The 26,328-nt window shown below is 70.6% G+C and carries 16 protein-coding genes; 6 read left to right on the top strand and 10 right to left on the bottom strand.

Features of this window, described 5'->3' with window-relative positions:
* Positions 1-55 precede the first annotated feature (55 nt).
* Entirely contained in the window at positions 56-4,063 is a 4,008-nt protein-coding gene (locus ACZ45Z_RS04990) for an ABC transporter ATP-binding protein (RefSeq protein WP_468356216.1), read from the bottom strand.
* Positions 4,064-4,329: 266 nt separating this feature from the next.
* Here ACZ45Z_RS04990 and ACZ45Z_RS04985 point away from each other — a divergent pair, with 266 nt between their 5' ends.
* Together ACZ45Z_RS04985 and ACZ45Z_RS04980 are read left to right on the top strand one after the other, a co-directional pair.
* Positions 4,330-5,175 carry a hypothetical protein gene (locus ACZ45Z_RS04985; protein WP_468356213.1) on the top strand — a complete coding sequence of 282 codons (846 nt, stop codon included), beginning with the start codon at positions 4,330-4,332 and terminating at the stop codon, positions 5,173-5,175.
* A gap of 122 nt (positions 5,176-5,297) precedes the next feature.
* Positions 5,298-6,104, top strand: a complete 807-nt coding sequence (locus tag ACZ45Z_RS04980) for a maleylpyruvate isomerase family mycothiol-dependent enzyme (protein WP_468356210.1) — start codon at positions 5,298-5,300, stop codon at positions 6,102-6,104.
* A gap of 161 nt (positions 6,105-6,265) precedes the next feature.
* Here the strand turns inward: ACZ45Z_RS04980 and ACZ45Z_RS04975 are convergent, their stop codons facing one another.
* The gene (locus ACZ45Z_RS04975; RefSeq protein ID WP_468356207.1) at positions 6,266-9,472 is read right to left on the bottom strand and encodes a discoidin domain-containing protein; all 3,207 of its coding nucleotides are present in this window, start codon (positions 9,470-9,472) and stop codon (positions 6,266-6,268) included.
* A gap of 305 nt (positions 9,473-9,777) precedes the next feature.
* Here ACZ45Z_RS04975 and ACZ45Z_RS04970 point away from each other — a divergent pair, with 305 nt between their 5' ends.
* The 3 genes from ACZ45Z_RS04970 to ACZ45Z_RS04960 are packed head-to-tail and all read left to right on the top strand — an operon-like array spanning position 9,778 to position 13,623.
* Positions 9,778-10,713 carry an ATP-binding cassette domain-containing protein gene (locus ACZ45Z_RS04970; protein WP_468356204.1) on the top strand — a complete coding sequence of 312 codons (936 nt, stop codon included), beginning with the start codon at positions 9,778-9,780 and terminating at the stop codon, positions 10,711-10,713.
* Positions 10,685-12,937, top strand: coding sequence for a YhgE/Pip family protein (locus ACZ45Z_RS04965; RefSeq protein WP_468356201.1), 2,253 nt, complete (start codon positions 10,685-10,687; stop codon positions 12,935-12,937). Before ACZ45Z_RS04970 ends, ACZ45Z_RS04965 begins: the two co-directional genes overlap by 29 nt.
* Positions 12,938-12,939: 2 nt before the next feature.
* The gene (locus ACZ45Z_RS04960; protein ID WP_468356198.1) at positions 12,940-13,623 is read left to right on the top strand and encodes a TetR/AcrR family transcriptional regulator; all 684 of its coding nucleotides are present in this window, start codon (positions 12,940-12,942) and stop codon (positions 13,621-13,623) included.
* A 170-nt stretch (positions 13,624-13,793) separates the two neighbouring features.
* Here ACZ45Z_RS04960 and ACZ45Z_RS04955 read toward each other — a convergent pair whose 3' ends face one another.
* The 6 genes from ACZ45Z_RS04955 to speB all read right to left on the bottom strand — a co-directional run bounded on the left by ACZ45Z_RS04955 (position 13,794) and on the right by speB (position 23,072).
* Positions 13,794-14,114, bottom strand: coding sequence for a DUF1266 domain-containing protein (locus ACZ45Z_RS04955; RefSeq protein ID WP_468356195.1), 321 nt, complete (start codon positions 14,112-14,114; stop codon positions 13,794-13,796).
* A 1,425-nt stretch (positions 14,115-15,539) separates the two neighbouring features.
* Positions 15,540-15,962: a hypothetical protein gene (locus ACZ45Z_RS04950; protein ID WP_468356192.1), complete on the bottom strand. Its 423-nt coding sequence runs from the start codon at positions 15,960-15,962 to the stop codon at positions 15,540-15,542.
* An 11-nt stretch (positions 15,963-15,973) separates the two neighbouring features.
* Positions 15,974-20,824, bottom strand: a complete 4,851-nt coding sequence (locus tag ACZ45Z_RS04945; RefSeq protein ID WP_468356189.1) for a putative T7SS-secreted protein — start codon at positions 20,822-20,824, stop codon at positions 15,974-15,976.
* Positions 20,821-21,438 carry a hypothetical protein gene (locus ACZ45Z_RS04940; protein ID WP_468356186.1) on the bottom strand — a complete coding sequence of 206 codons (618 nt, stop codon included), beginning with the start codon at positions 21,436-21,438 and terminating at the stop codon, positions 20,821-20,823. The genes ACZ45Z_RS04945 and ACZ45Z_RS04940 overlap by 4 nt, the downstream gene beginning before the upstream one ends.
* On the bottom strand, positions 21,439-21,840 hold the full coding sequence (locus ACZ45Z_RS04935) for an SseB family protein (protein ID WP_468356183.1): 402 nt from the start codon (positions 21,838-21,840) through the stop codon (positions 21,439-21,441).
* A 260-nt stretch (positions 21,841-22,100) separates the two neighbouring features.
* The gene (gene speB / locus ACZ45Z_RS04930; RefSeq protein WP_468356180.1) at positions 22,101-23,072 is read right to left on the bottom strand and encodes an agmatinase; all 972 of its coding nucleotides are present in this window, start codon (positions 23,070-23,072) and stop codon (positions 22,101-22,103) included.
* A gap of 191 nt (positions 23,073-23,263) precedes the next feature.
* Here speB and ACZ45Z_RS04925 point away from each other — a divergent pair, with 191 nt between their 5' ends.
* The gene (locus ACZ45Z_RS04925) at positions 23,264-24,061 is read left to right on the top strand and encodes a phosphatase (protein ID WP_468356177.1); all 798 of its coding nucleotides are present in this window, start codon (positions 23,264-23,266) and stop codon (positions 24,059-24,061) included.
* Positions 24,062-24,183: 122 nt separating this feature from the next.
* Here the strand turns inward: ACZ45Z_RS04925 and ACZ45Z_RS04920 are convergent, their stop codons facing one another.
* Together ACZ45Z_RS04920 and ACZ45Z_RS04915 are read right to left on the bottom strand one after the other, a co-directional pair.
* A complete protein-coding gene (locus tag ACZ45Z_RS04920; RefSeq protein ID WP_468356174.1) occupies positions 24,184-25,131 on the bottom strand; it encodes an acyl-CoA thioesterase in 948 nt (315 codons plus the stop codon).
* A gap of 20 nt (positions 25,132-25,151) precedes the next feature.
* The gene (locus ACZ45Z_RS04915; protein WP_468356171.1) at positions 25,152-26,309 is read right to left on the bottom strand and encodes an acyl-CoA dehydrogenase family protein; all 1,158 of its coding nucleotides are present in this window, start codon (positions 26,307-26,309) and stop codon (positions 25,152-25,154) included.
* Between the last annotated feature and the right edge of the window lie 19 nt (positions 26,310-26,328).

Here is a 26,328-nt window from a genome sequence, read left to right as displayed (position 1 = left end):
CCCTCGTCGGACGGGCGCGGGCCGCCTGCGGACGGGCGGGCCGCGACGGCGTGACCTACGCCGCCACGGACTCCTCCTCGCCGGTGAAGGTCCGCCACAGTTCGGCGTACCGGCCGTCCCGGGCGAGGAGTTGGGCGTGGGTGCCGTCCTCGGCGACCCGGCCGTGGTCGAGGACGACGACGCGGTCGGCGCGCGCGGCGGTGGTCAGCCGGTGGGCGACGACAAGCGTCGTACGGCGGCCGACGAGCCGGTCGGTGGCCTGGTTGACGACGGCTTCGGTGGCGAGGTCCAGGGCGGCGGTGGCCTCGTCGAGCAGCAGGACGTCGGGATCGACGAGTTCGGCGCGGGCCAGGGCGAGGAGCTGGCGCTGGCCGGCGGAGAGGTTGCGGCCGCGCTCGGCGACCTCGTGGAGGTAGCCGCCCTCCAGGGTGGCGATCATGGCGTGCGCGCCGACGGCTCGCGCGGCGGCCTCCACCTCGGCGTCGGTGGCGTCCGGCCGGCCGTAGGCGATGGCGTCGCGGACCGTACCGGGGAAGAGGTACGGCTCCTGCGGGACGACGCCCAGGCGGTGGCGGTAGGCGGTCAGGTCCAGCTCCCGCAGGTCGGTGCCGTCGACGCGGACGGCGCCCGAGGAGGGGTCGTAGAACCGGGCGACCAGTTTCACGAGCGTGGACTTGCCGGCGCCGGTCTCCCCGACGAAGGCGACGGTCTGGCCCGCGGGGATGGTCAGATCGATGCCGGCCAGGGCCTGTTCGTCGTTCGAGCCGTAGTGGAAGTGGACGTCGTCGAAGGTGATCTCACCGCGCAGCGCGGGCACCGCCCGGGGCGCCCGGTGGGCGGGAGTCGTCGTCGGCTCGCGCAGCAGCTCCTGGATACGGCCGAGCGAGACGGACGCCTGCTGGTAGCCGTCGAAGACCTGGGAGAGCTGCTGGACGGGCGCGAAGAACAGGTCGATGTAGAGGAGGTAGGCCACCAGCGCGCCGGCGGTGAGCGTGCCCGAGCCGACCCGGCCGGCGCCGACGATCAGCACCAGCGCCGCGGCGACGGACGACAGGAGCTGGACGAAGGGGAAGTAGACGGATATCAGGAACTGGCCGCGGACGCGGGCCCGGCGGTAGGCGTCGCTGCGGGCGGCGAACCGCTCGGCGCCGCTGCCCTCGCGCCGGAACGCCTGGACGATCCGCAGGCCGGCCACGCTCTCCTGGAGGTCGCCGTTGACGACGCTGATCCGCTCGCGGGCCAGCTCGTAGGCCCGCACGCTCTGCTTGCGGAAGAAGTACGTGCCGATGATCAGCGGCGGGAGGGTGGCGAAGACGACCAGGGCCAACTGGACGTCGATGGCGAGCAGGGCGACGAGTATGCCGAAGAAGGTCAGGACCGAGACGACGGCGGTGACCAGGCCGGTCTGGAGGAAGGTGGACAGCGCGTCCACGTCCGTCGTCATCCGGGTCATGATCTTGCCGGTCAGCTCCCGCTCGTAGTAGTCGAGGCCGAGGCGCTGCAACTGCGCGAAGATCTTGACGCGGAGGGAGTACAGCACCCGCTCACCGGTGCGGCCGGTCATGCGGTTGGCGCCGACCTGCGCGGCCCACTGGGCCAGGACCACCCCCAGGGCGAGCGCGGCGGCCGTCCACACGCCGATCAGGGCGCCGCGGCGGACGCCCTCGTCGATCCCCTGCCGGATCAGGATGGGGACGAGCAGCCCGGCGATGGCGTCCACCGCGACCAGCGCGAGCGCCACCACCAGCGGCGCGCCGAAGCCGCGCAACAGCCGGCGCAGGCCGTAGGAGCGCTCGGGGCGCACGGCGCGGTCCTCGTCGATGTCCGGTTCGTCGGTGGCCGGGGGCAGGGCCGCGACCTTGGCGAGCAGATCGGGGGTGGCGGGCATGCCGGCGATCGCGGCGGCCAGGCCCGGGCCCGCGGCGGCGGCCGCGGCGAGCGGCGCGCCGGCCGCCTCCTCCTCGGCGTCCCGCTCACGGCGGACCCACAGCTCAGGAGTGATGGCATCGGCCGCGGCGGCGCTCTCGCCGTCCGCTTCGGCGCCGTCCGGCGCGAAGTCCAGCAAGCCGGCCGCGCCGTATTCGCCGTCGAACGCGCCGGCCAGCTCGCCCGCCGGGTCGCGCTCGACGCCCCCCAGCTCCTCGGGGTCGGTCAGCAGCCTGCGGTACAGGGCGCAGCGCTCGGCCAGCTCCTCCTGGGTGCCGATGTCGACCAGCCGGCCACCGTCGAGGACGGCCACCCGGTCGGCGAGCGCCAAAGTGGAGGCGCGGTGCGCGATGAGCAGCGTCGTACGGCCCCGCATGACGCCGCGCAGCGCTTCGTGGATGTCGTGCTCGACACGGGCGTCGACGGCGGACGTCGCGTCGTCCAGAACCAGCAGCCGGGGGTCGGTGAGGATCGCGCGGGCCAGGGCGACGCGCTGGCGCTGGCCGCCGGAGAGGGTGAGTCCCTGCTCGCCGACCTTGGTGTCGTAGCCGTCGGGCAGCTCGGATATGAAGCCGTCGGCCTGGGCGGCGCGGGCCGCGGCGCGCACCTCTTCGTCGGTGGCGTCGGGGTGGCCGTAGGCGATGTTGTCGCGCACGGAGTCGGAGAACAGGAAGCTGCTCTCGGGGACCAGGCCGATGGCGGCCCGCAGCGAGGGCAGGGTCAGGTCGCGCACGTCGTGGCCGCCGACCAGGACGCGGCCGGCAGAGACGTCGTAGAAGCGGGGCAGCAGCAGGGAGACGGTGGACTTGCCGCTGCCGGAGGTGCCGACGACGGCGACCGTCTCGCCCGGCGCGATACGCAGGGAGAAGTCCTCCAGGACGGGGCGGGCGGCGGGCCGGGCGGATGCGGCGTTCCCGGAGGCGGCGGCCTTGTCGGAGGCGGCGGCCTTGTCGGGGGCGGCTTCGGCGGGGGTTGCTACGTCAGGGGTCGCTTCGCCGGGGGTCCCTTCGCCGGGGGTGGCGTCGTCAGCGGCGGCTTCGTCGGGCCCGGCGGCCTCGCCGGGGGCGGCGTCACCCGGGCGCGCGTAGCCGAACGTCACGGACTGGAATTCGACCGTGGCGGGGGCGTCGGCGGGCAGCTCGTGGGCGTCGGGACGCTCCTTGATCAGCGGCTCGGTGTCGATCAGCTCGTACACCCGCTCCACACCGGCCCGGGCCTGCTGGCCGACGGTCAGCATCATCGCCAGCATCCGGACCGGGCCGACGAGCTGGGCGAGATAGGTGGAGAAGGCGACGAAGGTGCCCAGGGTGATCTGGCCCTGGGTGGCCATCCAGCCGCCGAGGGCCAGCATCGCGACCTGGCCGAGGGCCGGCACGGCCTGGAGGGCGGGGGTGTAGCGGGCGTTGAGGCGGACGGTGCGCATCCGGCCGGCGAACAGCCGGCGGCCGGCCTCGCGCAGCTTGGCGGTCTCCTGCTCCTCCTGTCCGAAGCCCTTGACGACGCGGACGCCGGTGACCGCGCCGTCCACGACGCCGGCCACCGCGGCCGCCTGGCCCTGGGCGTACCAGGTGGCGGGGAAGAGCCGGGTGCGGCTGCGCTTGGCGATGAACCACAGGGCGGGCGCGACGGCCAGCGCGACGACGGTCAGCAGCGGCGACAGGACCGCCATCACGACCAGGGAGATCAGGAAGAGAAGGACGTTGCCGATCATCATCGGCAGCATGAACAGCAGGCTCTGGATCAACTGGAGGTCGCTGGTGGCCCGGCCGACGACCTGGCCGGTGCTCAGCTCGTCCTGCCGCCGGCCGTCGAGCCGGGAGATGGCGGCGAACATCCGGGTGCGCAGATCGTGCTGGGCGTCGAGGGCGAGCCGGCCGCCGTAATAGCGGCGGATGTAGGTGAGGACGTAGACGACGAGCGCCGCGACGACCAGGAGGGCGGCCCACGGGGCCAGGGGACGTTCGTGCTGGACGATGACATCGTCGATGATCAGCTTCGGTACGAGCGGGACGAGCGCCATCACGGCCATCCCGGCGAGCGAGGAACCGAGCGCGAGCAGGACGTCCTTGCGATAGCGCCAACAGTCGCGCGTCAGCCGCCGCGCCCAGCCCTGTGGTTCCGAATCCGTCCCCGCCACCCGATGCCTCCCGTGCCTCGACCCTTACCGCAAGTCACCAACACCGCGCGGGGCGGATTTCATCCCGCGGGGGACGAATCGGCGGGAGGTCGCTTGGCGGGGGTGCGGTGAGGGCCGATTGTCGGGGGCGGCGAGGGCCCTCCGTCGGGGGGCGGCGAGGGCCGGTTGTCGGGGTACGGCCCTGACGTGGCGTCGGGGAAAACCTGGGGGGCGCCTAAGGGGCATCCCTGATGGGCGGGGAGCACGCCGGGTCCAAGCTGAGAGTCATGAAGAAGCGACTCAGAGTCACGACGAAGCGCCTGGTCCGCCGCCGCGTGGCGGTGGCCCTCGCGACCACCGCGGCGACCGTGGCGACCGCCCTGATCACCGGCACGACCACGGCCACCGCGGCGCCCCCGCCCCCACCCGCCCCTGCCTCCTCCCCCGCCTCTCCCTCTCCCTCGCCTCCCTCCTCCCTGCCCTCTCCCTCCTCCCTGCCCTCTCCCTCCTTCGACTTCCGCGACTGCCCGGCGCTGCCGGCGGGCGTCGACCCGGCCAAGTGGCGTTGCGAGGTCTTCGTCATGGACGGCCACTTCAAGGCCGGTGCGCTGGACGTTCCGGCGCTCGCCCCGATGACCGCCACCAACGCCGAGGGCCCCCTGCCGGACGGCAGCCGGGGCCAGGTGTTCGGCGGGCTGCGTGCCGGCGCGGCCGACGCGGGCCCGGTCGGCGCACCGTTCGGCGGACTGCGGGTGCGGCCGCGGTACGCGGGCTTCTCCGACTTCTACCCCGACGGTGTGCACCGCGGCGCGCTCGACATGACGTTCCGCCTGTCGCATCCGCTGCTGGGCCCACACTGCACGATCGGCTCGGACGCCGACCCGGTGAAGTTCCGGCTGATCCAGGACGGCGCGACGGAATGGGTCTCCAAGCAGCCGCCGATCGTGAGGTTCGCGGTGCACGACACCACCTTCGCGGCGCCGCGCGCCCGCGACTGCGGCCCGCTCGGCACGCTCCTCAACAAGCGGCTCCGCCTGCCGGCGGCCTCCGGGCAGAGTGGCGTGGAGAGCGGCATATGGGCGACCGCCTCCTACACCTTCCGCTCCTACGACCGGCTGCCGGCGGAACGGTAGGCGACGGGAGGCGGTCGCCACCGGCACACCGTGGGGGCGCGGCGGACGGCCTTGCGGGGCGGGGCCACCGGCGTAGCGTGGGCGGTGTCTCGGGGAGCAACCGGCCCCAGGGAGTGCGCACCATGGTCACCACCGCACCGGCTCCTGCCGTCGACATCCCCCGCACGCCGTCCGCGCGAGCCCGTGAGGTCAACGCGGCGGAGGTCCGCGCGACACTCGCCGCCCTGGGCACGCTGGCCCCGGACGACTGGTCTCGCGACACGGCATGCGCGGGCTGGACGGTGCGGGATATCGCCGCCCACATCGTGGGGCAGTTCGAGGAACTCCCCCGGCCCTGGCTGATGATCGGCCGGAAGCTGCGCGCCCGCAAGCGCTACCCGCGGCTGACGCCCCTGCACGGGCACAACCAGTGCCAGGTCGACGACCGGCGGACCGTACCGCCCCATGAGCTGATCGCCCTACTGACCCGGTTCGGCCCGCAGGGCGTGCGGGCGGCGGACCATATACCGGCCGCCGTGCGGCGGCGGGTGCGCCTGAGCCCGATCTTCCCCGAGTCGAAGGAGCTGCCGGAGGATTCCGTGGACTACCTGGACCGGGTCCTGCTGGCACGCGACACCTGGATGCACCGGGTGGACATCAGCGACGCCACCGGCCATGAGCTGCTGCTCGACGGCCACGACAAGGAGATCGTCGGGCAGGTGCTGCTGGACCTCGCCCTCGCCTGGAGCGGCCCGCCGGTCCTGCTGGACCTCTCGGGACCGGCCGGCGGCCGGTGGAGCCTGGGCCGGGGAGCGCCGGCCGCGACCGTACAGGCGGACGCCGTCGCGCTGATGCGGCACCTGTCCGGGCGGGCGCCGCTCGGCGGCCGGGAGTACGAAGGCGACCCGGAAGCGGGAGCGGCGGTCACCGCGGCCCGCGTTGTCTTCTGAGTGGGGGTGGGGGCGGGGGGCGGGGGGCGGGGGGGCGGGGGCCCGGAGACCCGAACAGGCCGACCAGGCTGAGCACCCGCCCATCCACTCAGCCGCCCCTCATACCCATCCGCCTAGCCACCCAGCCGCCCCTCATACCCGGCCACCGGCCGGCCCGGCTCTCACCCCGCCCCCACCCTCTCCCCATTGGCCTCCCTATCGAACCTGCCGCCCCTACCGCCCCTACCGGCCCTGTCCGCCCCGTCCACCCTGTCCACCGTCAGCTCCGAGATCCCCGGGTGCTTCGCCGGCTTCCCGTCGGCCGTGGACGCCCCGTCCCCGTGGACCACGACACGTACGTACCGGGCCGGCGTCCGGCCGTCGAAACCCGTGCCGTACCAGTGCTTCCCGTCCAGCGAGACTTGCGCGACGTAGGACTTCGGGCGGGTCGCGGTCCAGTGCGGGGTGATCTGCCCGACGCGGGTGGTCCGGCCCAGGTCGACCGTGAGGGTGCCGTCGGTCGCGTTGGGCACCCAGGCGGTGGTGGCGTTGCCGTCCACGGCGGCGGCCGCGTACATACCGGGCTCCTCCGAGGTGGCGCGGGCCGGTGCGCAGCGGGCGGCGTTGGTGGTCGGAGTGAGGTCCGGACGCCGGGTCTTGAGGACGGCGGGCAGGCCGCGGCTCGCCACCTTCTCGCCCTCCGGCGTGTCGATCCGCATCGGCGCGCCGGCGGTCAGCCGCACCGTGGTCTGGTGCGCGCCGATCGCGATGTCGTACGTCCTGCCCTGCCAGCGCAGGCCGCGCAGCGTGACGCCGTCGGACAGTTGCGGCGGCAGCGTCGGGTCCAGGTGTACGCGGTCCTCGCGTAGTCGTAGGCCCGTCAGGCCGTGGGTGAAGGTCTGCAGGAAGCCGCCCTTGCCGGTGAGGAAGTCCTGCGCGGGCCGGCCGGCGTGCCGGTCCCCGGCGCCGGCCTTGTCGCCCCGTGCCTCGGAGAACTGCGCGAACGGCCCACGGACGAACGGCTTGATGGAGCGCAGCAGATAGGTGTACGCCGAGCAGCCGGGCTCGCCGATGCCGGCCGCGTCGATGGCGTGCACGGAGTCCGTCATGGCCGGGCCGTCCGGGTCGGTGCGGGCGGCGTAGTAGTCCAGCGTCCGGGCCGCCTGGGCCTTGGACATGGGCCATTCGAGCGGGTACATCAGCAGCACGGTGTCCGCCTGCTTGATGGTGGTGCCCTTGTATCCGGCGTACTGCCGGAAGACCTTTCGGGTGTCGTCGTAGGGGATGCGCAGCTTGTCGGCGAGCGTCTTCCAGGAGGCCGGGGCCCGTTCGCCGACGAGGGCGGCGGCGCGGGTGGCGTGGCGCAGCGCGGTGGCGGCGCCGGCGTTGGTGAAGACCCCGTCGTCGACGCCGTTGCTGTACTCGTCCGGCCCGGCGACGTTCTTGACGGAGTAGCTGCCGTCGGCATTACGGGTGGCCCGCGAGGCCCAGAACGCGGCGATGCCCTTGAGGACCGGCCAGCCACGAGACCGCAGCCAGGCGGTGTCCTTGGTGGCGAGGTAGTACTGCCAGGTGGCGAGGGAGATATCGCCCATGAGGTGGTTCTGGGTCTTGCAGTGCGGCGGGTCCCAACTGTGGCATTCGCGCCACAGGTCGCCCTTGCCGCCGCTGGTCCAGGGGTAGAACAGTCCGTCGTAGCCGAGCTTTTCGGCGTTGGCGCGGGCGTCGGCCCGGGTCCTGTAGCGGTAGTCGACGACGGACCTGGCCAGTTCCGGGTGGCTCGCGAGCAGCGCGGGATACATCCAGGTCTCCGCGTCCCAGAAGACCTCGCCGGCGTAGTTGTCGCTGGTCAGGCCGGTGGGGCCGATGCTGTTGCGGTTGCCGGCGCGGGTGCTCGACAGCAGCCCGTACTGCGCCGCGCGCACCCAGGACTGCAGTGCGGGCCGCCCGTTGATCTCGATGTCGGCGCGCCACAGGCGTCGCCAGGCGGCGGTGTGCCGGGCGAACAGGGCGTCCCAGCCGAGGCGCGCGGCCCGCCGGGAGGCGGCGTGTGCGGCGGCGCGCGGCGCGCGGGAGGTGAGGGCGGTGTCCACGCCGACGTATTTGGCCAGCTCGTAGGAGCGGCCGCGGCGGACGGGGAAGGTGACCCGCTGACGGCTGGTCAGCTCGCCCGCGTCGGGCTGCCGTCGGGGGGCGGCGGCCCGGACGTGGCGGCCGGTGCGCAGGGTGGAGGCCACCGCGCCGTCGGTCTTGGTCCCGTCCGTACGGAAGGCCACGTCCATGGTCCCGCCGGAACGGGTGCCGTAGCCGGAACTGGTGCCGTGGCCCGAACCGGAGCCGGAACCGGAACGGGTGCCCGAACCGGAGCCAGAACCGGAGGAGGTGCCCGAACCGGAGCCGCGTCCGGAACCGGAGCGAGTACCGGGATCCGCGCCCGCCCCGGAGCGGCGGCCGGAATCCCCGCCGGAGCCATCGCCCGAGCCATCGCCGGCCCCGCCACCCCTCTGCGTCATCCGGCGGGCGCCGCGCCCGTCGAGGACGTCGGTGACCGTCGCCGAGCCGCTCCAGTGCGGTGTCATCCGCAGCCGTACGGCGCCGGTGTGCGCGTCGGCGCGGTCGGCGAGGACGTCGTAGACGAGGTCGGTGGCGCGGCCGTCGGCGGCCGTCCAGGTCAGGGACGTACGGACGAAGCCGCAGCGCAGGAAGAGGCTTTGGCGGTAGTGCGAGATCCGGCCGGGCGCGGTGGCGGAGGAGAAGGTCTCGGAGTGCGGGCCGCCGGTGGCGACCTCCAGCGTGGTCCAGGTGGGCAGCGCCGCGATGGCCTGTCGGCCCTGGACGTTGCCGGGCCCTTTGGCGTACAGCCCGGAGACGAACGAGCCGTCGTAGGCGGGGGTCTTGAGCGGCCAGCCGGTCTCCCCACCGGGGGCGGCGTATCCGGTGCCCTGGGGCGGCACCCGCTGCCCGAGGTAGCCGTTGCCGACGAAGGCGTGGTGCGGGTCCTCGGGATCGATGCGGGTGGCGGTCGCCGTCCAGCCGTCGCCGCTCCCGCTCCGACTCCCGCTCCCGATCCGACTCCCGCTTCCGCTTCCGTTCCGACTCCCGCGCCCGATCCGGCTCCCGCTCCCGCCACGCCCGTACGCCCCGCCGTCCTTGGCACACGAACCGGGGGCGCCGTGCGGCGGCGCGGTCCGCTCGCGTGTCGCCGCCCCGGACGCGGAAGCCGACCCGGACACGGAAGCCGAGGCGGACGCGGGCGCGAGGGCCGCGACGAGCGCGCCGGCGAGGAGGGGCGCGACCAGTTGGCGTGAGCGGCGCGCCGCCGGCCTGGCCTTGTGTACGGCCGGCTCCTGCGGTGGCCGGTCCGGGCGGTGGGGTGCCGAGTGATCCATGGTTCTCCGTCGTACATGGGCGGCCCGTGCCGCGTTCTCCGGCACGGACTTCACCGTGAACATCGCGAACGTCAGGGCACCCTATGGCGACTTCGCCACCCGGCGCACGGACTCCGCACGGTATGCGCCACCCCGACGGACAACCCCGATGGACGCCCGGACAACCCCGACGGACACCCCGATACCCACCCCGATAGACGCCCCGACAGCCACCCCAGATCCACCCCGATATCCACCCCGATTGGTCAAGACGCCCCCGCATACGGCACACTTTTAGACTGACCAGTCAGAACAAAGGAGGGGTTGTGGACACCACCCGTCAGGGGGCGGCGGTCAACGCCAGGGGAATCGGAGTGGAAGGCCCGCGCGGATGGGCCTTCAGAGGTGTCGACGTCTCCGCCGAACCGGGCACGCTGATCGCCGTAGAGGGCCCCTCGGGCTCCGGCCGTACCTGTCTGCTGCTCGCCCTCACCGGCCGGATGCGGATCACCGAAGGCGACGCGACGGTCGCCGGTTTCCCGCTGCCGAAGCGGATGGGCGCGGTGCGCGCCCGCACCGCCCTGGCCCACGTACCGGGCGTCGCCGACCTCGAACCGGCCCTCACGGCCGGTGAACACCTCCAGGAGCAGGCCCTGTTGGGCCACCGCGTCGCGGGCACGCTGGGCGATTCGCGGCTGCCCTGGGGCCGCCGCTACAAGGACGGCACCCGCACCCGCATCGACGCCGCGCTGGCGGCCGCCGGACTCGACCCCGCCACCCTGCCCAAGGGCCTGCGGACCACCGTCCGCGACCTGGAGCGGCTCGAAGCGCTGCGGCTGTCCCTCGCGCTCGCCGTGATGCACGGCCCCCAGTTGCTGGCCGTCGACGATGTCGACCTCAAGCTCTCCGCCGCCGAACGCGTCCTGGCCTGGCAGGTGCTGCGGAACCTCGCGCGCCAGGGCACCACCGTCGTCGCCGCGGGCAGCGAGGCCCCCGCGGACGCGCTGACCGTACGCACCACACGCGCCACGGGCACCGCGGAAGCCCAAAGCACCACAGACGTCAAAAGCGCTCCAGGCACCGCAGACACCTCAAGCACCACAGTCACCACAGCCACCACAGGCACCGCCCCGGCCGGCACCGCAGCCGCCCGTCCCGATGCCGCCAACCCCGACGCCACCACCACGTCCGGCCCGCAGGGCCCGGCCGACACCCGCAAGGAGGAAGCAGCGGATGCGTTCGCCGAAACTGGCCGCGCTTGAGCTCAGGCGTTTCGGCAGGGGAAAGCTCCCCCGACTGGGCCTCGTCGCCCTGATGCTGATACCCCTGCTCTACGGAGCCCTCTACCTCTGCTCCTTCTGGGACCCCTACAGCCGCCTGGACAAGATCCCGGTCGCGCTCGTCAACAACGACCAGGGCGCCACCGCCGACGGCAAGAAGATCACCGCCGGCGACCAACTGGCCGAGAACGTCCGCGACAGCGACACCTTCGACTGGGAAGAGGTCAGCTCCGCCGAAGCCGCCAAGGGCGTCGAGGACGGCACGTACTACCTCTCCCTGACCGTCCCGAAGAACTTCAGCGCGCGGATCGCCTCCAGCTCCGGCGACTCTCCGCAGACCGGCGCACTCCAGGTCCGCACGAACGACGCCAACAACTACATCGTCGGCTCGATCTCCAAGACCGTCTTCTCCGAGATCCGCGCCAAGACCTCGGCGAAGTCCTCGCGGGCCTTCCTCGACAAGATCTTCGTGTCGTTCTCCGACCTGCACGACAAGACGGCCGAGGCCGCCGACGGCGCGCAGAAGCTGGACGACGGCCTGGACGACGCCAAGAAGGGCTCGGGCAAGCTCGCCGACGGCCTCGGCACCGCCAAGGACAGCACCGGCAAGCTCTCGGGTGGGCTGGGCAAGCTCGACAAGGGCTCCGGTGACCTGAGCAAGGGCGCCGGCGACACCCACCAGGGCGCCGAGACCCTGAAGGACAAGCTGGGGCTCGCCCACTCCAAGATCCAGGAACTCAGCCGGGGCACCCGGCAGATCGCGGACGGCACCCAGAAGCTCGCCGACACCGCCAACGCCATGGCCGGCAAGGCCCGCCCATTCCTCCAGGAGCACGCCAAGGACCTGGGCGAGAAGGCCCGGATCGTCGCCGACGCCTCGGGGGCCCTCGCCGACGACCTGGGCCAACTGCCGCAGGAGACGGAGCGCGCCGCCACCCAGGCACGCGACGCGGCCGACGAGCTCGACTCGCTCTACGACCAGCGCTGCGGGACCGCGGTCTCCCTCGACACCGACTGCCCGGCGCTGAAGAAGGCCCGGGACGCCACCGCCCTCGCCGCCGACACCGCGGAGAAGGTCAACCGCGTCGTCGCCGGCCACACCTCCGCCATCGACAAGCTGACCGCCGACCTGCGCACCCTCGACAAGGTCGCCACCGTCGTCGCCGACCGCGCCCCGACCTCCGAGCGCGACCTGGAGAAGGCCGTCGCGGACATCAACCGGCTCAACGACGGCGCCCACAAGGTGTCCGACGGCGCCGGCAAGATCGCCACGGGTACGGGGCAGCTCGCCGACGGCGCGGGCCGGCTCGCCGACGGCACCGGCCGGGTCGCCGACGGCGCCGGGCAGGTCCACAACGGCATCGGTGACGCCAAGAACGGCACCGACCGGCTCGACGGCGGCATCGGCAAGCTCAAGGACGGCGCGGTCTCGCTCAACGGCGGCCTGTTCAAGCTCAAGGACGGCTCCAACCAGCTCGCCGACGGGCTGCACAGCGGCGTCGCCAAGATCCCGGACTACGACAAGAAGGACCGCGACGCCCGCACCGAGGTGATGTCCGACCCCGTCGAGCTGGCCGCCAAGTCGATGCACAAGGCGCCCAACTACGGCACCGGCCTCGCGCCGTACTTCATCCCGCTGTCCCTGTGGGTCGGCGCGATGGTCGCGTTCATGCTGTTCGCCCCGCTGGGCAAGCGCGCCCTGGCCGCCGGTGCGCCCGGCTGGCGGATCGCGCTCGGCTCGTGGCTGCCGGCGTTCGCGATCGGTGTGGCGCAGGTGCTGGCCCTGATGGCCGTACTCCACTGGGGTCTCGGCCTGGAGATGGCCCGCGCGGCCGGCACGGTCGGCTTCCTGCTGCTGGCCACGGCCTGCTTCACCGCCGTCATCCAGTTGCTGAGCGCGGTGTTCGGCCCGGCCGGCCGGGTACTCACCCTGGTCGTGCTGATGCTTCAGCTCACCTCGGCGGGCGGCACCTACCCGGTGCAGACCAGCCCCGGCTTCTTCGCCTTCATCCACCCGCTGCTGCCGATGAGTTACGTCGTCGACGGACTGCGCCGGCTCATCACCGGCGGCGGGCTGGCACCCGTGTGGCAGGGCAGCATCGTGCTGGCCGCCTTCACCCTCGGCGCGCTGGCGCTGACCGCCCTCACCGCGCGCGGCCGGCAGGTCGTCCGGATGAAGGACCTGCACCCGGAACTCAGCCTGTGACCGTGCGTTCCGGCCAGGGGGGCGGTGCCGGCGACGGCGCCGCCCCCGGCCCGGGGCCCCGCCGCGAGGCCACCCGGCGCAAGCTCTTCGAGGCAGCCGTCACCCTCATCGCCGAACAGGGCTTCTCCGCCACCACCGTGGACGAGATCGCCGACCGCGCCGGCGTCGCGAAGGGCACCGTCTACTACAACTTCACCAGCAAGAACGTCCTCTACGAGGAACTCCTGCGCGACGGCATCGACCTGCTCACCGCCTCCCTGCGCCTCGCGGACGAGGCCACCGCCGCCCGCGGCGGCACCCGGATCGACGCCCTGGACGCGATGATCCGCGCCGGCCTGGACTTCATCGCCCGCTCCCCCGCCCTCACCCAGCTCTACGTCGCCGAACTCTGGCGCACCAACCGCACCTGGCGCGCCACCCTCACCTCCGTACGCGGCCGCGCCCTGACCGTCGTCGAATCCGTCCTCCGCGAGGCCGTGGAAACCGGCGAACTCTCCGAGGAACTCGACATCCCCCTCACCGCCTCCGCCCTCCTCGGCATGGTCCTGGTGGCAGCCCTGGACTGGCAGTCCTTCCAGCCCCACCGCTCGGTGGAGGACGTCCACGCGTCGCTGTCGCGGCTGTTACAGGGGCGGGTGAGCGCGGGGCCGAGGAGCGGTACCACCGAGGTCAGTCACTCGGGCTAGTGAGGCTCGTGCCGGTTAGGCCGGGTGGCGTGGTGCGGTGACGGCACGGGCGGCGAGCAGTCCGACAATTGCGGCGAACTGTGCCCGCACGATGTCATCGGTGACACGGGGGACACACCCGAGCTGACCTCCGATCAGGCGCATGATTCCCCTGCCGGACGCGCAAACGGTCACCGCACCGACATCTGCGGGCTCTCGCCCCCCCCTGCCTCCCGCCAGGGAATATTGAGCCAGGGACTGCCCGGGTCCGACATCAACGTGCGATACACATCCACCATGTCGGTGAACCACCTACCGAACCGCTCTTTATCGAAATGCAGACACCGCCCGAGGATGAACCCCATCCCGAATTCGGCCCACGACCCGTATGCCTCTCTGCTCAACCCGGCCGTCTGTATCAGCCGTTGTTCCGTCTCACCGACGTCGCAAAAACGTGCACCCAACCCCCACCGTGCCATGTTCGACGCCCGTCCCAAATACCAGGCGCGCACCTACCGTACGCACTGTCCCTCCGCCAGCAGCCCATCGGCGCGGAAGCGCGCCTCATACCGCAGGATCTTCCCGATAATCCCGTCAGCCTTCTTGATTCCTTTCTCGCTCTCCCCCTCGGCACGCAATACCTGCCCCGTCGCCGACCGCCACGTCGTAGGATCCACTTGCTGTCCCGCCGCCTGCATGAGCCCCTGGCGGACCATCAGCACGAACTCCCAGTAGGACGACCCACCTCAGGACTGAGCAACGCCTCCTGCTGTTCTATCCAGTCGGCGCGACTCTCGATCCCCCACCACTTCTTGAGCGACTCCCGCTCGCCCATATATCCCGCGCCGTGCCAGTTGACCATGTTCCATGGAAACCCGTTATTGATGCACAACTGCGCACCACACGCGAGCCCTTGAGCCAGTGGCCCGTGCATCGGCCCGGTTCGAATGGCCCGTAGCCGCTTCGTCTCATCTGACGTCTGCACCCGTCGCATATGCATCCGCCACACCTGCGGATTAGGCGGGAAGAACCCTTCACACGGTGTCCCGGGATTGACCGCGAGCCACCACCCCTCCTCGGCCAACAACGTCCCGAGCGTATCCAGATACGTGCTCTGGAACACCGGGACAGCACTCGGTACGGGCAACATCCCCTCCGTCACAACGGTGAGACACTACTGACCGATCGCAGGATTCCACCAGGCCGACCCTGGCCCTGGCGCCACATCTCCCGCATCGGCGCGTACCGACCATTCGCCCAGAACACATGCGTGGCGGCCAGCACATCAAAATATGCGGCCCAATCCCCCCGCACCCGCGCCTCGTAAAGCCCCTGCTCCACATCCGTAGCCGGCACCCACGCCACCCCCGGCCCCAAACCCGGACTCCCCGCCCCGTTCACACTGCTCCCTCCCGCCGCCTACGCCCCAGCCGGATCTCGTACCCATTCACCCTGCCAGCCGCCCCTGAATCAACACCTGCTCAGGTACGTCCTTCGCGAGCGTGTACTCACCGCCTACGAGCGTCTGCGACACCGTGATCTTTCCATTTCGGCTCGGCGTTACCGCCACCTCCGCCTGAAACCTCTACACGAGAAGTCCTTATCAGCTCGATTAGCGATTCCAAAAGGGCGCGTAGGGCGCCTCTGACAGATCCATGCCTGCCCCCTAGGTGGCGTGGCCGTCCCAGCCGCCAACGTACGGCCGGTCGGCTTCCAGGGGCAGATGCACGGTGCTTGGCCCGGTTGTCATCCCCAGGCACTCTCGTCATGTCCGCGGCCCGCTTGGGGAGCGAGCCGCTAACGATTGCTGCGTCAACGGATACTTGACGCCGTTGTGTCAGACGACGGACCGAGGGAACCCCGAGCGGGCACACACGCACAGCCTAAAGTCGGTCTACTTTCTACCGCGCCCATGCCATTTCACGCTAGCAATGCACTTATGGGGCGCGCCGGGGCCCAGCTCCAGGATCTGCACGAAACCCAAGAATCGCGCTCACGGAGAGCGAGATTTCCAAGATAGATTCGCGGGCGACGCTCGGCACTTTAAAGTTATTTTTTCTGATGTGACCGAAGAAGGGGGCAGGAAGGTCCAAGGAGTAGTGATCGACGTATGCGGCAAGATCTTCGCGCCATACATATACACCGTCGGTCAGGATGGAGGATCCTCCTGGCACGCGGAAGGATCCATTGATGACATCCACGGTGGACTCCATTACATCTAGGACCGGATACCCAGATCTCAAGTATGCGGATACAGGTGGCGCTTCATAGTCACCCTTGCGCATCACATTTGCGATCGACTCTCTATATACATCCGCATTACTTGGATCCATCTCCCGGAAGAAACCGATCAGCTCCAAGGGGTGCTCCTTTATATTATCGGGAGAAATATTCTCCAGTATCCACCATCGGCAATCTGGGGAATCTGCCCAGGGCCGAGCGCAGGATTTGTTCCCACTTTATTGGTAGGGGCCCTCACACTGACCCCCAACTCGTTTGCGACTTGCTGCCCTATCCCTGATGCGTCAGCTCCCGAGTGACAGACCATGAGGCGCAAAGGTCCGCCATGGTAGTGCGGGTTATTGGTGACCGCATCAACTATCTGCCCTCCATTGGCAGGACCTTCTGGGAGCTCCAGGAAGCCATCCCTCGATCCGTGTGCCACTACGTCGTGTTCACCCATGTTTAGTACGTTCTGGAAGTTGCGACGACTGGCACCGTCTGAACCGATGAGAGTTCCGGTCTGGCCGTGCGTAACCGGAGCCCCAGCAGGTATGCCGCTGTCCTCCATATGGTCCATGCCGCGGCCGCACGGCGCCAACCCCAAGGGGTCAGTCCCCGTGTGCGGGTTGTGGACGTACGCGACAGGGTTCGGAGCCGGTTCGAGGCCGAAGGGATCGGCGCTGAGGTAGCGACCAGTGGTCGGGTCGTAGTAGCGATGGAAGTTGTAGTGAAGCTGGCTTTCGGGATCGAAGTATTGGCCTGGGAAGCGGAGGGGAGTGTAGGCGCTTGCTTCCCGGTTCCAGGTGGTGGTGCCCCACAGCGTTATGCGGGTTTGCCAGGTGATGGAGCCGGAGGTTTCGACGAGTTCGGTGGGGGAGCCGACCAGGTCCGTGACGATGACAAAGAAGCGCTGATCTATTACGTGTTGGGGTGCATCAGCCAGCTCAATGATTTTGCGTTCGGTTTGGGCAAGGGGGGTAATGCCTCGGTGCTCCCAGATGAGCGATAGGGCTTCCTGGCGGTGCGCGGCGCGGGTGGTTTGTTCGGTGAGTTTCGGGCCGTCCCAAGTGAAATCTGTTTGCTCGACGACTGCGGCAGCGTCGTTTTCAAGGCGCTGCTTAGATATTCGGCGGCCGGAGGGGTCATAGAGGTAGCGCCAGGTGGTGCCGTCGGGGGTGATGACGGTGGTGAGGCGGTCTTCGGCATTCCAGGTGTAGTGCCATGTGTCTGGCTTGCGGGATATGCGGGTTTTTTGGCGGAGGGTGACGCGGCCGAGGTCGTCGTGTTCGTAGCGGATGGAGCCGGCGCGGTTGATGCGGGTGCCGGTGTAGGTGCGGTCGCCTCGGGCCGATGGGTTGGCGTGGTGGTCGGGCCAGGTGGCGTGGGTTTGGTTGCCGGCTTCGTCGTAGGCGTAGGTCTCGGTCCAGTCGGTGGCGTGGACGGCGGTGACGCGGCCGGCGCGGTCGAGGTCGAAGGTGCGGCGGCCGGTGTGGGCGTCGTCGATGGCGGTGAGGTTGCCGTCGGGACGGTAGGTGTAGGCCCGGTGGAGGACGCGTCGTGCCTCGAGTGCGGCGTTGGGTGCCTGGACGGTGCCGGTGGCGGCTGTGGTCAGGGACTGGGCGGTTGAGGCTGCGCTCAGGGATTGGGTGGTGAGCCGCCCCGACGGGTCCCAGGTATGGGCGAGCGTGAGGTGGTCGCCGATGGTGCGGGTGAGTTCTTGGCCTGCGGCGTCGTGGTCGAAGGTCAGGACGTGGCCGGCGATGTCCATCGCCGTGCGGTTGCCGGCGGCGTCGTAGGTGTAAGTGGTGGTGTGGCCGGTGGGGGTGGTGCGAGAGGTGCGGCGGCCCAGGGCGTCGTAGGTGAACGTCATGGTGCGGCCGTTGACAGTTTCGGCGGTGACGCGGCCGAGCGTGTCGCGGGTGTAGGTAACGGTGGCGTCCGGGTTGGCTGCCTGGTGCAGGTTGCCGCTGGCGTCGTGTACGTAGGTGGTCACCAGGCCCGAGGCATCTTTGGCGGTGATGCGGCCGAGGATGTCGCGGGTGTAGGTCGTCACCTCGCCGACGGTGTTGGTGCGGGTGGTCAGTTGGCCGGCGGGGTCGTGGGTGTAGGTGAGGGTGCGGTCGTCGAAGTCGGTTTCGCGGACCAGGCGGCCGGCGGGGTCGTAGGTGTAGTTCCAGGTCAGGCCCTGGGGGTTGGTGACCTGGGTGAGGCGGAGTTCGGTGTCGTGGGTGAACTCGTGGCGGACGCCGTCGGGGTCGGTGCGAGCCACCAGGAGGTCGAAGTGGCCGTACTCGTAGTGAGTGGTCTGACCGATGGCGTCGGTGTGGGTGAGGCGGTTGCCTTCGCCGTCGTAGGTCCAGTGTTCGGTGGCACCGGTGGGGTCTATTCGGGCCGCGAGTTTCCCTTCGACGGTCCACACCATGTGGGTGGTTTCGCCCAGGGGGTCGGTGACTGAGGTGACGCGGCCGAAGGCGTCACGGCGGTAGCGGGTCGTGGCGCCCAAGGGGTCGGTGACGGTGAGCGGGAGGCCGGCCTTGTTGCAGTAGAGGCGGGTGGTGTTGCCGAGGGCGTCGGTGACGGCGCAGAGGTGGCCGTGCTCGTCGTGGGTGTAGGTGGTGGTAGCGCCGGTGGGGTCGGCGGTTGAGGTGCGGTTGCCGGCGGCGTCGTAGGTCTGGGTCCAGGTGGTGCCGTCGGGGCCGGTCACGGTTACCGGGTGGCCGTCGGTGTCGTAGGTGGTGGTTGAGCGAGTGCCGTCGGGGAGGGTGACGGTGGTGGGGCGGCCCTCGTCGTCGTAGGTGAGGTGGGTGGTGCGGCCCAGGGGGTCGGTCACCGACAGGATGCGGTGCTTGGCATCGCGGACGGTGCGGGTGGTGGCACCGGTGGCGTCGGTTTCCGCGACGATCTGGTGGTGGTCGTTGACCTGATAGGTGAGCACCTGGTCGAGCGAGTTGTGGTGAAGGTTGGTGCGCAGGCCCGTGACCGGGTCGGGCTCGCCCCAAGTGAAGTGGGCGCGCAGGTGGCCTTCGGCGCCGCTCTGCCAGGTGCAGCGGTCCTGGTCGTCGTAGGCGTAGGCGTAGCTGCTGTCGTTGGTGTCCGTCCAGGACGTGATACGGCCTTCAGCGTCGTAGCTGAAGAGGAGTGGCAGGCCGGAGGACTTGGTGACGGTGGTGAGGTTGCCCCACTCGTCGTAGCCGTAGGTGACCAGGAGTTGGTCACTGCCGTCGGGGGCCGCGCCGGCCAGGTGGAGGGCGGTGATGCGGCCCTCGTCGGTGGTGAGCAGGAGGCGGTAGCCGGCGCTGTGGGTGATGGCGGTGGGAGTGCCGTCTTCGGTGTAGTCGAAGGTGTGGTGGTTGCCGCGACGGTCGGATATCTCGTCGAGGACGGCGAGGTTTTCGGTGTAGGTGGTGAAGTAGCGGCGGGTGTGGGTGACCGGGTCGGTCAGGAGGTAGTCGCCGTCGGGGGTGCGTTCGAGGGGGTGGCCGTCGCCTTCTACGGGGAGGGTGGGGACACCGACGGCGGGGTGGGGGTAGAGGAGGAAGTTGCCTTCCTCCCCGATGAGGATGATGCCCTCGGCGTCGATCTCCAGGCGTTGGTCGACCGTCGACATCCAGGTCGGCCCGAACCAGCGGCCGGTGCGGTAGGACGACTCGAAGGTGCGGGTGAAGACCAGGGGCAGGCTGCCGGGGAGCTGGACATCGGTTTGCGGCAGGTGCATCCGGCCGGTGGCCATGTCGATGGGGTCACTGCCGAAGGTCTTGCACCAGGCGGTGCGGGCCCGGTCCCGGATGGTGCGCCGGCCGCCTTCCTTGGCGGCGGTCCTCGCCGCGCTCTTGGCGGCGTCTCTCGCCCCGGCCTTGGCCGCGCCTTTGGCCAGCCCGCCGGCGCCCTTGCCGCCGATGAGGTTGGCCAGGGCTGTGCCGTAGGCATCACCCGGGTCGCTGCCCCACCCGGATCCGACCAGACCCTTCGCGGTCTCCAGCGGGTGCAGGGGGGCGGACGCGAGACCGGCGAGGGTGGTGGCGACGTTGGAAGTGAACTGCCAGGGGTGGGTGATGTTGTAGGGATCGAGCGGATTGACCGTACGGGCGAGCTTGAGGGTCTCCGCCGCCCCCTTCACCAGCCCACCGACCATATGCCCGCTCTCGACGGCGTACGCCGTGCCGTAGTCCTTGATACCGGCGCCGGCCAGCTCGGTGAACTCCGGCTTCTCGGGGGCATGGGCCAGGGCGGCCGTGATGGCGTTACGGGCCCGCTCGGCTGCCTCGTCGCGCTGGCTGCGGGCGTCCTTGAGCATGTCCTCGGCCGCCTCGCGGCCCTCGGCGCCCGGGTCGGTGTGGATGACGGGCTTCTGCGGCTGCTCGCCGGGGTCGGCGTCGCGTGACACGGCCGCGTTGTAGGCGTCGACTTGCCGCTTATAGGTGTCGACCTTGGCCCGGTAGGCGTCCAGAGCGTGCTGGGTGGCTTCCTGGGCCCTGCGGTACTTGTCGATGGCGTCCACAGCCTTGTGCTGGGCCCAGGTGACCGTCTCCGCGTAGGACTTCAGAGCCTTGTGCGCGTCGTCGCAGGCGTCGGCGGCGTGCATCCACTGCTTGGGATGCATATCGAACTTCTCGCGGAACGCATCGGCGGACTTGCCGCTCCAGTGACTGTGCGAGCCCAGCTTGCGCATCCCGTCGGCCACGCGGTCGAAGGCGGCGGAGAAGTCCTTCAAGTGCGACGCGGACTCGTTGATCTTCGCCACGTCACCGCGGATCAGCTCCTTGGGATCCTCCGTCTCCCCCAGCCGCCGCTCATCGACGTGCGCGCCCAGCGCACCCGCCAACTCGGCGCCACGGGAGCGGACAGCATGGGCGGCGTCGTCCGCGCCCACCGTCTCCAGCATGTCCCCCGCAAGGTCGGAGCCCTGTTCGACGAACTCGCCGGCGCCGCGTTCGATGGCATGGGTGACCTTGCTCGCGCCTTCGCCGATCGCGTTGACGGCATCTCCGACCCAGCTCACTTGTGGTCACCCCCGCGCGGCCGTGCAGGCGTGTCCGGCCCCAACTTGCTCGTGGTCTCGGCGGGATCGTCACCGCCGTTCGTGATGCGGTCGGGGATCGAGGTGACGTCATGACCGAACTGCTGCCCCGCCTCCGCCACCCGCCGGTGGGCGTCCATGGAGTCCTTCGAGGTCGGATCGAAATCCATGTCCTCGAACTGGCCCAGAGGGTTGGCCACGTCGCCCCAGGACTTCTTGTGCAACTGCTCGGCGGTCAGCTTCGGGTCGCCCCACGCGGCGTTCGCGGCCTGCTTCAGCGTGTCGGAGGCGTACTGCTCCTGCTCGTAGTAATAACCAGCCGTGATACCCAGTTTCTTGGAGAATTCGTTGGCATCCTGCATCAGGGTGCGCACGCCCCAACCCCAGCGATCGCAGAACGAATCCAGGGCGGCAGCCAGACCGTCATCGCCGCATTCCACGCTGTCCAGGGACAATTCACTGAAACCGCGCCCCAGTTGCGCCTCGATATCGAAACCAAGCTCTTTGAGTTCGGCTGTCGCGGCCCTGATGCCCTTGGTGAGCTGCTCGAACGCCTCAGGTTCGAACTTGTACCCCGACCCGTCAATGAGTCCCATTTAGGACATCCCCCCGTGTGATGCGTCAGATATGTTCAAAGCCGCCCGGTCGGGCACGATTCCGGCCACCGGCGGGAAGAGCATCCCCTGCTCGCTGCCCGCGTCCAGCGCGACACCTGTGGGCCCCTCGATGGCGGGAATCAGCACGTCAAGGACCCGGGCGCCGGCCACTTTCACGTACGGCCACTCCGCGCCGGGCGCACTGCCACGGGAGAGCGCGAAGCGCGCCAAGGCCTCTTCGTCCGTGAACGCGTAAAGCCAGCGGATACCGTCCGACTCCGCAGACATGAGACTGTCGTTGACCGTCGGAATCAAGACATGAGTGCGCCGGAATTCACCCACCAACGCGGCCGGATCCGACTCCCCCTCGTGAACTGCCGCCACTTCACCCGCCAAAGACATGGCGCCCCCACCCCCCGTTCCCCTCACTTACGAAGAACCACTTTGCCATACGGCACTGACAACGCCGCCGAGGGCACACGTGGTTGAGGAAACCGGCCCGCCTGTCTTTTGGGATTCAATTATCAAAGGGGGTGGGTATCCGTACCGGCTGCGGCGAGCGCCGGAGGCCGAGCGCCGAGGGTGATCCGGCACATAAAGCGACGGCCCCCGCCTCGTCTGAGGTGGGGGCCGTCGCTGTGTGCCCGGTGGGTGCCCTGCGGTCAGGGGCGGGAGGCCGCTATTTGGCGGGACATGATGGTGGTGAGTTCGTAGGCGGCGTGGGAGGCGGCGACCGAGGTGATCTCGGCGTGGTCGTAGGCCGGGGCGACCTCGACCAGGTCGGCGGAGACGAGGTGGCAGCCGGCCAGGCCGCGCAGGATCTCCAGGAGTTCGCGGGAGGTCAGGCCGCCGGCCTCGGGGGTGCCGGTGCCGGGCGCGTGGGCCGGGTCCAGGACGTCGATGTCGATGGAGATGTAGAGGGGGCGGTCGCCGATGCGCTGGCGCAGTTGGTCGGCCACCTCGTCCACGCCGCGGCGCATGACGTCCGCCGAGGTGACGATGCCGAAGCCCATCTTCTCGTCGTCGTCGAGGTCCTTCTTGCCGTAGAGCGGGCCGCGGGTGCCGACGTGGGAGAGGGCGGAGGTGTCGAGGATGCCTTCCTCGACGGCACGGCGGAAGGGCGTGCCGTGGGTGTACTCGGCGCCGAAGTAGGTGTCCCAGGTGTCCAGGTGGGCGTCGAAGTGGAGCAGGGCGACCGGGCCGTGCTTCTTCGCCATGGAGCGGAGGAGGGGGAGGGCGATGGTGTGGTCGCCGCCGAGGGTCATCAGGCGGGCGCCGGTGTCGAGCAGGTCGTCGGCGGCGGCCTCGACGCTCTCCACGGCCTCGTTGATGTTGAAGGGGTTCGCGGCGATGTCCCCGGCGTCCGCGACCTGGGCGAGCGCGAACGGGGACGCGTCCTGCGCCGGGTTGTACGGGCGCAGCAGGCGGGACGCCTCGCGGATGGCGTTGCCGCCGAAGCGGGCGCCGGGGCGGTAGGAGACGCCGGTGTCGAAGGGGACACCGACGACGGCCACATCGGCGCGGCCGCCGACCTCGTCGAGGCGGGGCAGGCGGGCGAAGGTCGCCGGGCCGGCGTAGCGCGGGATGCGGGAGGAGTCGACGGGGCCCACGGGCTCACGGGATGCGGTGGTCATGAGGGTGAGGGTAGGGAGGGTCGCGCCCTTCGCCCATGGACATTTGCGGGATTCGGTCCGGGGGGCGTTCGACATTTTGGCCAGGCGCGGCCCTCGCCCGCGCCGCGCACGTCGCGCCGGGCGCCCGGCGCGCGCTGTCCGCGCTGCGGAACCCCGCCGCCCCCGAAGAGGCGTACGGGCACAATGGCGCTATGCCGATAGCCTCTGCAGTCGCAGCCCCCACCCGTGCCGAACTCGTCGACCACCTGGTGCGGACCCGGATCGCGGGTGAGGTCGCCACCCCCCGCGAGAACAACCTCTCCCACTACCGCAAGCTCGCCAACGGCGACCGTCACTACTGGTTCGGGCTGGAGTTCGGCGACCGCTGGACGGACGAGCAGGACGTGCTCGCCGTGATGGCGGAACGCTGCGGGGTGAACGACGATCCGCACCACCGGCAGGGCCAGGACACCATCGACCCGGAGCTGACGGTGGACGCCCTGGACCGGGCGGCGGCGGTACTGCGCAAGGCGGCCGCCGACCGGCAGCGGGTGCTGTTCGCGACCGGGCACCCGGGCGGGCTGCTGGACGTGCACCGGGCGACGGCCGAGGCGCTGCGCGCGGGGGGCTGCGAGATCGTCGTCATTCCCGACGGTCTGCAGGCGGACGACGGCATGGTCTTCCAGTTCGGTGACGTGGCCATGCTGGAGCGCGGGGCGACGCTGTGGCACACCCACTCACCCGAGCCGATGGCCGCGATCCTGGACGGGCTGGAGCGGGCGGGCCGGCCGCTGCCGGACCTGGTGATGGCCGACCACGGCTGGGCGGGCTGCGCGGGCCGGCGCGGTATCGACGCGGTGGGCTTCGCGGACAGCAACGACCCGGCCCTGTTCCTCGCCGAGGCCGAGGGCACCCTGCGCGTCACGATCCCGCTGGACGACCACGTCCTGAGCCCCCGGCATTACGACCCGCTGACCGCCTACCTGCTGGAGGCCGCCGACCTGCGGTGACGCGGGACTGCGGTGAGCCGAACTGCGGTGACGGGGCGGGTGCACGCATACGGCCCGCGCCGCACGCACACGGGCCGCAGCGCACGCACACGGGCCGGGGTACGCACACGGGCCGACGCCCCCTAGGAGCCGCCAGGCGCCACCCGCGCCGCCCGCGCCCCCCGCGGCACCCGGATCACGCCCTCCTGGATCACCGAGACCGCCAGTTGCCCGTCGGCCGTGAAGATCCGGCCCTTGCCCAGGCCCCGGCCGCCCTGGGCGGTGGGGGACTCCTGGTCGTACAGCAGCCAGTCGTCGGCGCGCGGCGGCCGGTGGAACCACATCGCGTGGTCCAGGCTGGCGCCGACGACGTCGCCGACCGCCCAGCCGCCCCGGCCGTGCGCGAGCAGCACCGAGTCCAGCAGGGTCATGTCGGAGACGTAGGTGACCAGGCAGATGTCCAGCAGTGGCCGGGTGAGGGCGTTGCCGTCACCGGTGCCGCCCGCCACCGCGGCGTCCAGTGATCCGTTGGTGCGGAACCACACCTGCGAGCGGGGCTCGCGGGGCTCGCCGGCGGTGCCGAACGGCGGGGCGTCGACGTAGCGCAGATCGACCGCGGCCCGCGCCTGGAGCAGCCGCTCGGTGACGCCGGGCTCGGTGAACCGGTCGGCGTAGCGCGGCAGCATCTCGGCGGCGGTGGGCAGCGTCAGCGGGTCGGGGGCCGGCGGCATCGGCTCCTGGTGTTCCAGGCCCTCTTCGGGGAACTGGAAGGACGCCGAGAGGTGGAAGATCGGCTGGCCGTGCTGGACGGCGACGACCCGGCGGGTGGTGAAGGACCGGCCGTCGCGGATCCGGTCGACGGTGTAGACGATCGGCGCGCCGGGGTCGCCGGTCCGCAGGAAGTACGCGTGCAGGGAGTGCGGCGGGCGGTCGGCGGGGACCGTCCGCCCGGCGGCTACCAGGGCCTGGGCCGCGACCTGGCCGCCGAAGACCCGGGGCACGACCGCGGCCCGGCTCAGGCCGCGGAAGATGTCCTGCTCGATCCGCTCCAGGTCGAGCAGATCGAGCAGGGACCGCAGTGCGTCGTTCACGGGCGTGCGGCGCTCGGGGCCTACAGGCCCATGTCCTTCGCGATGATCATCTTCATGACCTCGCTGGTGCCGCCGTAGATGCGGTTGACGCGGTTGTCCGCGTACAGGCGGGCGATCGGGTACTCGTTCATGAAGCCGTAGCCGCCGTGCAACTGGAGGCAGCGGTCGATGACGCGGTGCGCGACCTCGGTGCAGAACAGCTTGGCGCTCGCGGCCTCGGCCGGGGTCAGCTCGCCCTTGTCGAGGGCCTCCAGGGCGCGGTCGGCGACGGCCTGGGCGGCGTCCACCTCGGCCTGGCAGGCGGCCAGCTCGAACTTGGTGTTCTGGAAGGCGGCGACCGGCTTGCCGAAGACGGTGCGCTCGCGCACGTAGTCCTTGGCGAACCGGACGGCCGCGGCGGCCTGCGCGTACGCGCCGAAGGCGATGCCCCAGCGCTCGGACGCGAGGTTGTGGCCGAGGTAGGAGAAGCCCTTGTTCTCCTCGCCGAGGAGGTCCTCGACGGGGACCTTCACGTCGACGAACGCCAGCTCGGCGGTGTCGGAGGTCTTCAGGCCGAGCTTGTCCAGCTTGCGGCCGATGGAGTAGCCCTCGGACTTGGTGTCGACGGCGAAGAGGGAGATGCCGTGGCGGCGGTCCTCGGCCGTCGGGGCGGAGGTGCGGGCGCAGACGATGACGCGGTCGGCGTGCACACCGCCGGTGATGAAGGTCTTGGAGCCGTTGAGGACGTAGTGCGTGCCGTCCTCGGAGAGCTTGGCGGTGGTCTTCATGCCCGCGAGGTCGGAGCCGGTGCCCGGCTCGGTCATCGCCAGGGCCCACATCTCCTCGCCGGAGACGAACTTCGGCAGGAAGCGCTTCTTCTGCTCGTCGTCGGCGAGCATCTTTATGTACGGCAGGCCGAGCAGCACGTGCACGCCGGAGCCGCCGAACTGGACGCCCGCGCGGGCGGTCTCCTCGTACATCACGGCTTCGAACTTGTACGAGTCGATGCCGGCGCCGCCGTACTCCTCGTCGACGCGGATGCCGAAGACGCCGAGCTCGGCGAGCTTGTAGTAGAAGTCGCGCGGCGCCTGGCCCGCGGCGAACCACTCGTCGTACACGGGCACGACCTCGGCCTCGATGAAGGCCCGCAGGGTCTCCCGGAACGCCTCGTGGTCCTCGTTGAACACCGTACGGCGCATGTGCTCCGTCGCCTCCTTG

This window comes from Streptomyces sp. NPDC031210 (genome assembly GCF_055570395.1).
This window is presented reverse-complemented; position numbering and strand designations above follow the sequence as displayed.

Bases quoted from the DNA above. Each gene is read 5' to 3' on its own strand.
- ACZ45Z_RS04985 (WP_468356213.1), top strand. From the start codon at position 4,330: ATGAAGAAGCGACTCAGAGTCACGACGAAGCGCCTGGTCCGCCGCCGC.
- ACZ45Z_RS04980 (WP_468356210.1), top strand. From the start codon at position 5,298: ATGGTCACCACCGCACCGGCTCCTGCCGTCGACATCCCCCGCACGCCG.
- ACZ45Z_RS04975 (WP_468356207.1), bottom strand. From the start codon at position 9,472: ATGGATCACTCGGCACCCCACCGCCCGGACCGGCCACCGCAGGAGCCG.
- ACZ45Z_RS04965 (WP_468356201.1), top strand. From the start codon at position 10,685: ATGCGTTCGCCGAAACTGGCCGCGCTTGAGCTCAGGCGTTTCGGCAGG.
- ACZ45Z_RS04940 (WP_468356186.1), bottom strand. From the start codon at position 21,438: ATGGGACTCATTGACGGGTCGGGGTACAAGTTCGAACCTGAGGCGTTC.
- ACZ45Z_RS04935 (WP_468356183.1), bottom strand. From the start codon at position 21,840: ATGTCTTTGGCGGGTGAAGTGGCGGCAGTTCACGAGGGGGAGTCGGAT.
- speB (WP_468356180.1), bottom strand. From the start codon at position 23,072: ATGACCACCGCATCCCGTGAGCCCGTGGGCCCCGTCGACTCCTCCCGC.
- ACZ45Z_RS04925 (WP_468356177.1), top strand. From the start codon at position 23,264: ATGCCGATAGCCTCTGCAGTCGCAGCCCCCACCCGTGCCGAACTCGTC.
- ACZ45Z_RS04915 (WP_468356171.1), bottom strand. From the start codon at position 26,309: ATGCGCCGTACGGTGTTCAACGAGGACCACGAGGCGTTCCGGGAGACC.